The sequence below is a fragment of the Shewanella surugensis genome, assembly GCF_023284005.1.
Classification (GTDB): domain Bacteria; phylum Pseudomonadota; class Gammaproteobacteria; order Enterobacterales; family Shewanellaceae; genus Shewanella; species Shewanella surugensis.
Map to the genome: position 1 here is coordinate 1 of NZ_JAKIKS010000145.1, position 11822 is coordinate 11822.

Genomic DNA, 11822 nt, shown 5'->3' on the forward strand with positions numbered 1-11822 from the left:
CGTGTTATAAAAACCATTAACCGTTGTTTGAATTTACTCATCCCAAGACCGATTCAGCCCAAAAAGATTGAGCTGTTCATATGGTGAACAAGAAAATGTCGTGTACAGGGACTTTTACTTAAGTACTTATCTAATATTAGATCATATTTTTAATGGAATTGGTATAACTACTCTTTATCATACGAAATATACTACACGCCATACAAAAAATAATCACGATTAATTCAAATGTTTAATGATTCCCCGCCTATTTATGACAGGTTGATATAGTTTACATAAATGTAGGTCAACGGTGTTCAGTACTAGAGCATAGACTTATCACCGGCTGGATTGGATATATTCAAAACAAGCGCTAAAAACATCATGGATAAAGATCAATTGTAAAGATGACAACTTGTCGTTAACTATTTAATAAATATCAGATACCTTCATAAATAAAGCATAAGATTATAATCTAAAATCTTAGCTAAATTATTCTTAAAATTGTTAAAACAACATTCATGAATTCAGCCTATTATTTGGGGTGAAGAAGACTAATATGAACATGAGAACGGGATAATTAGGCCTTTTTATCCTAAATTTAATTTTGTTAGTGATGAATAAGTTTATTAAACTGATTGTATAAGTGCTTATGTAAAAGTTTACAAAGGTCGGGTTTAGCCCTTTAGATAGCGTGACCCCATGTGCTGTCAGGTAATCGACATATCGAGTAAGGTCGAAAATCAAACAAAATACCGGATAACTTCAATTTAGGTACTTAGCATTATGTGAATTTGGACTGGAAAGGGGATTTAATTATGCATGGTATCACTAGAATAGATGATGTTCTTTAGCACTTAAAGCTTCTGAGGCAGGCTGATTTACTTAACTAGAATCGTTTTATATGAAACAATATTTAAGGATACATCATGGAGTCTAGCTTACAAAAAAATAATCGTGGATTTGTTATTTTGGTTGCATCAGTTGCTGGTTTAGGTGGGCTGTTATTTGGTTTTGACACTGGCATTATAGCCAATGTCCAAGGTCAGTTGGTTGCCGAATTTCATTTTACTACTTTTGAATGGTCAACGATTGTGAGTATCACCGTTTTAGGTGCATTTCTTGGTGCTCTTCTTTCTGGTAAAGCCACTGATATGTTTGGTCGAAAGATAATGTTACTTATTATTTCCATTGGTTTTGTTATAGGTGCCGTTATTCTTTCCTTGGCACAAGGATATTACTCTTTACTTCTAGGACGTTTATTATTGGGCATATGCATTGGTATTGCGTCATTTACTGTGCCATTGTTCATCTCAGAAATATCACCTAAAAAAATCCGTGGTGGTCTTGTGCTTTTAAATGGTATTGCCATTACTGCTGGTGAGAGTATTTCTTTTTTGGTTGGTTATTTTATGTATGATATTTCACCTCACAGTTGGCGTTTGATTTTTTTGACAGGGGTTATTCCGGCTATATTATTATTTGTTGGTATGTTATTTATGCCCAAGTCACCAAGATGGTTGGCTGAAAAAAATAGAATGAAAGAAGTGCTATTTGTTCTACAAAAAATAAGAGGACATAAAGAAGCTGACGTTGAGTTAAAAGAAATAAAGAAAATGGTGGAACTTGAAAAAAATATAACTAAATCGACGTTTGAACAACTATTTAGCAAAAAATTACGTGGAGTGTTAATTGTTGGATTGTTTTTAGGTATAGCTCAACAATTTGCAGGTATTAATACTATTATGTATTATGGACCATATATCTTTAAAGTTTCTGGTTTTACCTCTGAGACGACTGCAATATTTGCTACTTTCATTCTAGGGGTGGTCAATACGATTGGAACTATTATTGTCGTATTTATTGTTGATAAAGTAGGGCGAAGAAGTTTGTTAATTAGTGGGACATTTGTGGCTTTTATCGCTTTAATGTTTATTGGTCTTTGTTTTCAATATAATGCTATTCCATCATCTTTTATGATGGCTGCCATGATTATCTATATTTTTGCATATGCTATCAGTTTAGGATCAATGTTTTGGTTGATTATTTCTGAAATATATCCAACACATATTCGAGGTTTAGCCATGAGCTTTGTAACGGCTATACAGTGGTTATCTAATTTTGTTGTCGCGATGGCTTTTTTACCACTGTTAAATTATTTTGGCGGAGGTATTACTTTCTGGTTTTTCGCAGTTTTCTGTCTAGTATCTTGTATATATAGCTATTTTTATGTTCCAGAAACTAAAGGTGTTTCATTAGAACAAATAGAAGAAAATTTAAATGACGGTGTACCTGTTAGGTATATTGGTCAAGGTCGCTAAGGGGTTATAAATGAAAGTATTAAATGTTGCTATTGTCGGTAACGGTCGAATTGGTAAATTACATGCCGAAAATATATTGTACAGATTACCTGAGTTTAACTTAGTTAAAGTTGCCGATCCTTTTTTTGATGATGCTTGGTGTAAAGAACATATTGTTATAGCAACAAAAGATGTAGCGTCAATTTTTACTGATGAACAAATCGATATTTTTTTGATTTGCACTCCTTCGTCATTTCATACTGAACATATTAATTTAGCAGCAAAAAACGGAAAGCATATATTCTGTGAAAAACCTATAGGGTTAAATGAGGCTGATATTATCGATGCAATTAAAATGGCTGAATATTGTGATGTAAAATTGCAAGTTGGATTCAATCGGCGTTTTGATACTGATTTTGCTCATATTAAACATCAAATTAAAGTCAAAGGTTTAGGTGAACCTCACATTATTCGGATTACTTCTAGAGATCCTGACTGTCCACCAGAAGAGTATATTAAAAACTCTGGTGGTATTTTTATGGATATGAGTATTCATGATTTTGATATGGCTCGTTTTTTGGCTGGATCTGAAGTTGTTGAAGTTTTTGCGATGGGGCAAAACTTAATTGATCCTGTATTCAAAAAATATGATGATTATGATACTGCTGTCATTAATCTTAAGTTTGCTAATGGTGGTTTAGGTGTTATTGATAATAGTCGTAAAGCCGTTTATGGCTATGATCAACGAATCGAAGTTTTTAGCAATAAAGGTTGTTTAAGGACTAAAAATTTATTGGAACATAATGTCGTTTTCAGTGGCGAGCATCAAGTTGAAACAGCAAAACCATTATGTTTTTTTCTAGAAAGATATAGAGATGCTTTTATCTATCAATTAAAAAGCTTTCATGCTGCAATTGTTAATAATGAAAAACCAATGGTTGATGGATTTGATGGGCTACAAGCAATTCGTATTGCTAGAGCAGCTAAAGAATCGGCAAAAAATAATATTCCAGTAAAAGTAGCAACTTCTTTGTAATACAGTGAATTCCATGAAAATGATTACTTTAATGAACTATTGCAATGATAAATAAGGATAAGTCAATATGCAAGGCATAAGCGCTTTTGAGGTTGATCAACAACGACCTATTGATATTATTTGCATGGGCCGGGTTGCTGTTGATCTCTATTCCGAACAAGTTAATAATCCATTACATGATAGTACTAGTTTTAATAAATATTTAGGTGGGTGTGCGGGCAATATTGCAGTAGGTACTGCGAGACAAGGGTTGAAATCAGCTATGTTTTCCTGTGTTGGGCAGGATGAAATGGGCATGTTCTTGCGTAAAACGCTAACTAAAGAGGGGGTAGATACAACATTATTATATGATACTCCTGATAATTTAACCGGATTAGTGTTACTTGGAGTATGCCCTCCAGATCATTTCCCATTACTTTTTTATCGTGAAAATTGTGCTGATATGCAAATAAAACCAGCGCACTGCCAAAAAGATTTTATAGGTAAAGCCAAATCATTATTAATAACGGGTACTGGATTATCGACAGCTGATATGCGTGAAAGTACTTATCATGCAATCAAAATCGCCAAAGAGTGTGGCACTAAAATTATCGTGGATTTAGACTATCGTCCAGTATTATGGAACGTAACTTCCGTTGGTGACGGTGAAACACGCTACAAAGCAGATCAAATAGTCAGTAATGAATATATAAAAATCCTCGCTGATTGTGACTTAATTATCGGTACTGAAGAAGAAGTCGCTATTGCCTCGGGTAGGGGAGAAATATCTGCTTCCTTGGCTTTTATTCATAGTTTAACTTCAGCGCCAATTGTGCTTAAAACAGGCGAGAAAGGCTGTGAGATTTATTTGAAAGACAAAGTAATGCCAATCGCATCCAAACCATTTAGGGTCAAGGTCTTTAATGTTCTAGGCGCGGGTGATGCTTTTATGAGTGGTTTGCTAGGTAGTTTATTGAAAGGTGATGATTGGGATAAAGCAACTACATTGGCGAATGTATGTGGTGCCATTGTGGTGACTCGACACGGTTGTGCCCCTGCGATCCCCAATTATGCCGAAGCTAAATACTTTGTTAAACACTATCATCCTGATAATGTTAATGATTTACTGTATGGTGAGGAATTGACACGTTTACATAACCTATCAACTATAGGGTATCCTAAAGACAGACCATTGACATTATTGGCTTATGATCATCGCTGGCAATTTGAAAAATCTTGTGAAAAATATAATCAACCAATAGCTAAAATAACTGAATTTAAACAAGCAGTATTTGATGGTTTTAAACACGTTTATCAATCAAATTCTCAACCAGAATTGGGCATTATTATTGATCCACAATACGGTGAAAATATACTAAGAGAAGCCGCTTTTATGGGGGTGAACATGTGCGCACCTGTGGAGGCTTCCGGTACCGAAAAATTTGAATGGGTAGATGGAATATCGGCTTATTCTTCGTTAATAAACAAGAGCACCGAAATTAACGTTAAAGTGTTATGGAAATACCATACCAATTTACCTGAAGCTGATAAAACGGAACAAATTAAGCGTTTATCTGAGTTATTTTCAGCCTGTCAAAAATTAGACCGACGATTGATGTTAGAGTTGATTATTGCAGATGGATTTGAGGTGAATGGTTTATCATTGTCAAATGCCATGGCAGATGTATACAAAGCGAGTATTTATCCATTTTGGTGGAAAATTCAAACGTTAGATACCGCATCGCAGTGGCAACAAGTGGATCAAGTTATTAGTCAATATGATGATCAAGCACGGGTTATTATTTTAGGGGGTGCAGCCAAAACACTTAATCATTATCAGGATATATTTAAAATAGCTAAAAGCAGTCAGTATGTTAATGGCTTTGCTTTAGGTCGAAGTATTTTCTGGCCTAGTTGGGAGCAATTTGTACAAGATGAAATTAAAGCTGCTGATGTGGCGATTGCGATTGCTGATAATTATGCACAAGTCTTAAAAATGTGGAGAGAGTTATAATGTTAACTCAAGATATATTAGTTCGCCGTCCAGATGGTTTTCAGTTCGGATACAATCATATTACTGAAATTGGTAAAGAAAAACTCCCAACAGGAATGACTTTTGGTGTCATTAAATTAAGAGCGGGTGAAAGTTATAATTTAACATCTGATTTAGAATCAGCCTACTTATTAATGACGGGTAGGATTAGATTTTCGTATGATGATCAACAATATGATGCTGAAAGAACGTGTTATTACTCTGAAGTACCGATTGTTTTACACTGTACACCCAATACCGTCGCTAAAGTTGATGCTAAAACCCATTGTGAAATTATGGTCATACAAACAGCCAATGACAAGCGTTTTATCAGCCAAGTTTTTGATGCTAGCAACATGTTAGAATCTGATAAGCGAGGCAAAGGCTTGCTGGGTGATAGTTCATATCGATTAGTGCGTACCGTTTTTGATAAGCGTAATCGTAAAGAATCAAATTTAGTCGTTGGTGAAATTATTACTTTTCCGGGTCATTGGTCAAGCAGCCCATCACATACTCATCCGCATCCCGAAATTTATCATTATCGTTTTTCTGAGCCTCAGGGTTATGGTATAGGTGAGAATGGTGAAGATATTATTCGTATTCGTCACTACGATACCATGATTATAACCGATGATGTTGAGCATGCGCATAGTACGGCTCCTGGTTATTGTTTATATACTCTATGGTTTATCAGACATTTATCTGGAAATCCTTATATAGTCCCGACTTTTAAACCTGAACATAGCTGGGCCAAAGAAGAGTCAGCTAATGCTCGTGTATGGAAATTGTGCGAAGGAAAGTCAAATGAGCACAACTAAATTAACCATGGCTCAGGCCTTGCTAAAATTTTTAGCTAATCAATATATTGAAATGGATAGTGTGGAGCATAAACTCGTTGATAGCATGTTTGGTATTTTTGGGCATGGTAATGTTACAGGCTTGGGTGAAGCTTTAGAGTATGATAATTTTGGTATTAAGCTATATCAAGGTCACAATGAACAGGGTATGGCCCATGCTGCAACAGCTTATGCTAAGCAAAAAAATCGGTTAGGTATTATTCCTTGTACATCATCTATAGGCCCCGGTGCAACCAATATGGTCACTGCGGCAGCAACAGCAACCACTAATCGTATTCCTTTGTTATTGTTGCCCGGTGATATTTTCGCCTGTAGACAGCCTGATCCGGTTCTACAACAAATTGAAAATGCTTCTGATTTGACTATATCGGCTAATGATGTATTTAAACCTGTGAGTAAATACTGGGATAGGATTTCTCGTCCAGAGCAATTAATGTCTGCTTGTCTTAGTGCTTTTAGGGTGTTAACGGATCCTGCTGAAACGGGTGCTGTTACACTCTGTTTACCTCAAGATGTGCAAGCTGAAAGTTACGATTATCCGGACTCTTTTTTTGCTAAACGTGTATGGCACCTTGATCGTTTTAATATTCCTGAGCGGGCTTTACAAGCAGCAATTACAGTCATTCAAAATGCAAAACAGCCATTGATCATTGCTGGAGGCGGAGTGCATTATTCTTATGCCACAGAATCATTGCAACAGTTTGCCGAAAAACATCATATTCCTGTTTGCGAAACTCAGGCGGGAAAGAGCGCACTGGCTTGGGATCATAAACTTAATGTCGGTGCGCTTGGTGTCACTGGCGGTAAAGCCGCTAATGTCTTAGCGGCCAATGCCGATGTTATTTTATCCATTGGTACACGTTTACAAGATTTTACGACTGCGTCTAAATCTGTGTTTCAAAACGTAAAGGTTAAGTTAATCCATCTTAATATTAATGCTTTTGATGGATTGAAAATGGAGGGCTGTTTATTAAAAGCCGACACTAAAGCGGGCTTGGCACAGTTAACTCAAGGCCTAAAAAGCTTTAAAACAGAAACACATTATCAACAACACGTTGAACATTTGCGTTTAGAATGGAATCGGGAAGTTGATCGCTTATATTACGCTATGCAAGGCAACGACGGTCTAAATCAAACAGCTGTTATGGGTGTCGTTAATGATTTTTTAAGTGAAGATGATGTGATTATATGTGCAGCCGGTAGTATACCGGGTGATTTGCATCGATTATGGCGATCCAAGAAAGCTAAAGATTATCATGTGGAATATGCTAACTCTTGTATGGGTTATGAAGTTGCAGCGGGTCTTGGCGTTAAGTTAGCTTTAAACGCCGGAGAGCCCTATGTTATTGTCGGAGATGGCAGTTTCATTATGATGCATTCAGAATTATTAACCGCTATTCAAGAACAACAAAAGATAAATATCATACTGTTAGATAATAGTGGATTTCAATGTATTCGTAACTTACAAGAGTCATGTGGCAGTCAAACCTTTGGTACGGAATTTAGGTTTAGAGACAAGACGAGTGGCAAGCTTAATGGCAAAAATATCCCCATTGATTTTGCGCAATATGCTGGAGCGCTAGGAGCTACAACCTTCAAAGCTGATAGTTTAGACTCATTGAAAATAGCACTTCAAGCGGCTAAAAAAGCGGAAGGATCAACGTTAATTGAAATGAAAGTTGATCCTAAAACAATGAGTGGTGGATATGACAGTTGGTGGCGTGTGGGTGTTGCAGAGGTATCAAAATCTGAAGCAGTGATACAAGCTAATTCCAATATGGCAACCAATATAAATCATGCTAAAAAATACTAAAGGAATTACTGTGAGTGTATCAAAATATAAAATTGGCATTGCACCAATTAACTGGACTAATGATGATGATCCTAATCTCGGTGGGGATATACCGTTTGATCAATGTATATTTGAAATGTCTGAGTCAGGTTACATTGGTACCGAAGTTGGTAATAAATACCCAAGGGATATTAAACAGCTGAAAGCGGCACTTGAACCGTTAAACCTTCAAATAAGTAGTGCTTGGTACAGTACCTTTTTTACCGAAGAAGGTCGACACCAAGAAACATTATCAGCTTTTATGGACCAATTAAGCTTCTTGAGTAACTCTGGCGCTAAATATATTACTGTTGCCGAATGTGGTCATTGCATTCAAAGCGGGAACTTGGCCATTAATAATAGCAATAAGCCAACATTTACGACCAAGCAATGGGATAACTTAATTCAAGGGTTACACCAACTAGGTCGAATTGCTTATGACTATGGTATGACCGTGGTTTATCATTACCACATGGGTACAGGTATTCAAAATCAAGATGAAATTGATTATTTAATGAAGCATACTTCTCCTGAATTAATCTCATTGTTAATGGATACTGGGCATGCTTATTTTGCTGGGATTGATCCTGTTACGTTAATAAAACAATATAAAGATCGGATTAAATATGTGCATTTAAAAGATATTAGAAATGAGATATTGAAAAAGGTTAAAGCGGACAATTTATGTTTCATGGATGGTATTAGGGAGGGGGTATTTACTGTACCAGGTGATGGCGATCTTGATTTTAAACAAATATTTAAAACTTTGGATGAAATTGATTATCGTGGATGGATGATTGTTGAAGCAGAGCAAGATCCAGCAAAGGCAAACCCAAAAAAATATGCTAAACAGGCACGGGAATTCATTAAATTTCACACTGGAGAGTAATGAATGAAACAACATCATATTGCAATGTTAGGTTGTGGTCGAATTGGTCAAATGCATTTGAATTTAATTCTTGAAAATTTTTCAAATGTTAATGTTGTTGCAATTGTAGATAATTATCTTGCTAAAGAACCTCATTATAAAAATATTCCCACTTACCCTGTGACTCAACTTGAGGATGTATTAAGCCAATCAAGGTTAGATGCGGTATTTATTGCAGCAAACTCAACAGCGCATGTTGATTTGATTAAAGCCGCTATTAAGTATAAGAAACATATATTTTGTGAGAAACCCATTTCTTTTGATGTGACGTCACTTGAACATTTGGATAAAGAATTGAAGCAGTCCAATATTAAATTACAAGTAGGTTTGAATCGACGTTGGGATCCTGATTTTTGCCAAATTAAACGAGATGTTGATGCGGGTAAGATTGGCAATATTCATATTGTTAAAATCACTAATCGAGATCCAAAGCGTGCGAGTATCAAATTTGCCAAACGTTCAGGGGGGATGTTTTTAGATTTTAATATCCACGATTTTGATACTGCACGTTTTATTACTGGTTCTGAAGTGGAACAAATCTACGCGGCTGGTGCTGTATTGGTGGATCCGGAGCTTAAAAGAATCAATGATATAGATACTAGTATTATTACCATGAAAATGACATCAGGCGTACTTGTTGTTATTGATGCCAGCAGAGAAACCGGTTATGGATATGACCAAAGGCTGGAGGTTTTTGGCGAAAAGGGAAATCTTCAGGTAGATAATATAGGCCGTACTGTGACTCAATTTATGGGTGGTAATAAAACGGAAACAGCCCCTCCACATTACAGTTTCATTGAAAGGTATAAACAAGCATATATTAATCAGTTCGCCGCATTTTTACACTATCTAGCAACCGATGATGTTATTACCCCTGATATATCAGATGCTAGAAAAGCCGTTGAAATTGCAATTGCTGCCGAAAAGTCACTGGCAGATAATCAACCCGTTATCGTATAGTTTTTAGCCCTCAGGAGCATTAAATGACGACACTCATCCCACACTTTATTAATGGTCAAATTAATGAAGAGCACCAAGCACTTTTTGATGTCTATAATCCTGCGACAGGTCAGTCAGATAAGCAGGTGGTACTGGGTTCGTCAGAGACACTAGATAAAGCGGTTTCTGCTGCGAAATTAGCGTTTCCAGCTTGGGCAAATACGAGCCCATTAAAGCGCTCACGTATCATGAATAAGTTTGTAATCCTGCTGGAAGAAAACAAGGATGAATTAGCAAAAATCATTACTAATGAACATGGTAAGGTACATGCTGATGCTTTAGGTGAAGTGCAGCGTGGCCTTGAAGTCGCTGAGTACGCATGTAGTGCACCAGAGTTACTTAAAGGTGATTTTTCGAGCAATGTTGGTGGGCAAGTAGATTGTCATACATTACGTCTACCCGTGGGTATCTGTGCCGGTATAACACCGTTTAACTTTCCATGTATGGTGCCGATGTGGATGTTTCCTATTGCAATAGTCGCAGGCAATGCATTTATTTTGAAACCAGCAGAAAAGGATCCTTCAGCCGCCATTTTTATGGCCAAATTACTTAAAAAATCGGGGCTGCCTGCAGGTATATTTAATGTGGTTCACGGTGATAAGCTGGTTGTCGATGCCATTTTAGAGCATCACGATATTGGTGCAGTTTCATTTGTTGGTTCTACCCCAATTGCTAAGTATATTTATGAAGCAGCGGCTAAAAATGGTAAGCGAGTTCAAGCGCTTGGTGGTGCAAATAACCATTGTGTGGTGATGCCTGATGCTGATCTTGATTTAGCCGTTCATGGTATTATAGGTGGAGCATTTGGTTCTGCTGGAGAGCGCTGCATGGCGCTGCCGGTTGCGGTTGTTGTAGGTAAAGACACACATAAAAAGCTTATTGAAAAACTGTCAATCGAAATCGATAAGTTGAATGTTAATTCAGGTGACCAACCCAATGTCGATATGGGTCCGCTGGTAACGAAAGAACATCAGCAAAAAGTGTTAAATTATATTGATATTGGGGTTAAAGAAGGCGCTACCTTAGTGAGAGATGGACGTAATACTAAAGTACCGGGTTATGAAAATGGTTATTTTGTTGGTGCGACATTATTTGATAATGTCAAATCAGACATGGTCATATACAAGGAAGAAATTTTTGGCCCAGTGCTTTGTGTATTAGCAGCCGATAATCTAGGTGATGCAATTGAGCTCATAAATAGTGGACCATTTGGTAATGGGTCGTGTATTTATACGACCAATGGCGCCCATTCACGTACTTATACAACGCAAGTGCATGCCGGTATGATTGGGGTCAATATTCCCATTCCTGTGCCTATGGCCTTTCATAGTTTTGGCGGCTGGAAAGCGTCGTTATTTGGTGATACGCATGTGCATGGTCCAGAAGGGTTTAAGTTTTATACTAGGCTTAAAACGATTTCTACGCGTTGGGGCCAATCAGACAATACAGCATCTGCTTTTGTGATGCCAACGTTGTCTTAACCCCCCTACATGGTGTGATTCATCGTGGTTTTTTTACACTATATTTGATTAAGTTGGCGATAAACTTATGATTAGCTACGGAGTCGCTGTGAACTGCATGCTTAGGCAATGATGCTAATTAAATTAATTGATTTTAATGCCTATGTACTTAGTTCAGTTTGAATGTACTGGCGAGTGAATTATTGCAGTATTTAACAGTCTATTAGGTATTTCTCTTTCCATTTGTCTGCGGTTAAATCTATAACAGAACTAACTGAGGTATAATTACCCTAAACCTCATGAAATGTTCGTGAGCGTCCGGCGAACTACGCCTTGCTTAGTTTAACGTGCCAGGGTAAGAGACTATTGAGGTCGCAGTTGGGAGAGGATAATTGTTCCAAACAGTGTGCGATATAATCGA

General features: G+C 36.9%; 8 protein-coding genes and 1 pseudogene. 8 read left to right on the forward strand and 1 reads right to left on the reverse strand.

All coding sequences use genetic code 11. The features are described 5' to 3' along the window. The first annotated feature begins 908 nt into the window (after positions 1-908). The 8 genes from L2764_RS23255 to L2764_RS23290 all read left to right on the forward strand — a co-directional run bounded on the left by L2764_RS23255 (position 909) and on the right by L2764_RS23290 (position 11422). Positions 909-2300: a sugar porter family MFS transporter gene (locus L2764_RS23255; protein WP_248942707.1), complete on the forward strand. Its 1392-nt coding sequence runs from the start codon at positions 909-911 to the stop codon at positions 2298-2300. A gap of 10 nt (positions 2301-2310) precedes the next feature. Further along, a complete protein-coding gene (gene iolG / locus L2764_RS23260) occupies positions 2311-3315 on the forward strand; it encodes an inositol 2-dehydrogenase (protein ID WP_248942708.1) in 1005 nt (334 codons plus the stop codon). Between the two features lie 67 nt (positions 3316-3382). Then, positions 3383-5308 carry a 5-dehydro-2-deoxygluconokinase gene (gene iolC, locus L2764_RS23265; protein ID WP_248942709.1) on the forward strand — a complete coding sequence of 642 codons (1926 nt, stop codon included), beginning with the start codon at positions 3383-3385 and terminating at the stop codon, positions 5306-5308. Next, complete coding sequence (locus tag L2764_RS23270) at positions 5308-6144, forward strand: 5-deoxy-glucuronate isomerase (protein ID WP_248942710.1); 837 nt, start codon at positions 5308-5310, stop codon at positions 6142-6144. Before iolC ends, L2764_RS23270 begins: the two co-directional genes overlap by 1 nt. Further along, entirely contained in the window at positions 6131-7996 is a 1866-nt protein-coding gene (gene iolD / locus L2764_RS23275) for a 3D-(3,5/4)-trihydroxycyclohexane-1,2-dione acylhydrolase (decyclizing) (RefSeq protein ID WP_248942711.1), read from the forward strand. The genes L2764_RS23270 and iolD overlap by 14 nt, the downstream gene beginning before the upstream one ends. Positions 7997-8006: 10 nt before the next feature. After that, positions 8007-8903, forward strand: a complete 897-nt coding sequence (gene iolE, locus L2764_RS23280) for a myo-inosose-2 dehydratase (RefSeq protein ID WP_248942712.1) — start codon at positions 8007-8009, stop codon at positions 8901-8903. A 3-nt stretch (positions 8904-8906) separates the two neighbouring features. Next, positions 8907-9902 carry an inositol 2-dehydrogenase gene (iolG, locus tag L2764_RS23285; RefSeq protein ID WP_248942713.1) on the forward strand — a complete coding sequence of 332 codons (996 nt, stop codon included), beginning with the start codon at positions 8907-8909 and terminating at the stop codon, positions 9900-9902. 23 nt (positions 9903-9925) lie between these two features. Beyond that, a complete protein-coding gene (locus tag L2764_RS23290; RefSeq protein WP_248942714.1) occupies positions 9926-11422 on the forward strand; it encodes a CoA-acylating methylmalonate-semialdehyde dehydrogenase in 1497 nt (498 codons plus the stop codon). Between the two features lie 153 nt (positions 11423-11575). On the opposite strand, the pseudogene L2764_RS23295 reads toward L2764_RS23290, so the two are convergent. Further along, a pseudogene (locus tag L2764_RS23295) lies at positions 11576-11671 on the reverse strand (IS1595 family transposase); the annotation flags it as partial. Between the last annotated feature and the right edge of the window lie 151 nt (positions 11672-11822).

Coding starts and splice junctions, on each gene's coding strand:
- L2764_RS23255 (WP_248942707.1), top strand. CDS start 909: ATGGAGTCTAGCTTACAAAAAAATAATCGTGGATTTGTTATTTTGGTT.
- iolG (WP_248942708.1), top strand. CDS start 2,311: ATGAAAGTATTAAATGTTGCTATTGTCGGTAACGGTCGAATTGGTAAA.
- iolC (WP_248942709.1), top strand. CDS start 3,383: ATGCAAGGCATAAGCGCTTTTGAGGTTGATCAACAACGACCTATTGAT.
- L2764_RS23270 (WP_248942710.1), top strand. CDS start 5,308: ATGTTAACTCAAGATATATTAGTTCGCCGTCCAGATGGTTTTCAGTTC.
- iolD (WP_248942711.1), top strand. CDS start 6,131: ATGAGCACAACTAAATTAACCATGGCTCAGGCCTTGCTAAAATTTTTA.
- iolG (WP_248942713.1), top strand. CDS start 8,907: ATGAAACAACATCATATTGCAATGTTAGGTTGTGGTCGAATTGGTCAA.
- L2764_RS23290 (WP_248942714.1), top strand. CDS start 9,926: ATGACGACACTCATCCCACACTTTATTAATGGTCAAATTAATGAAGAG.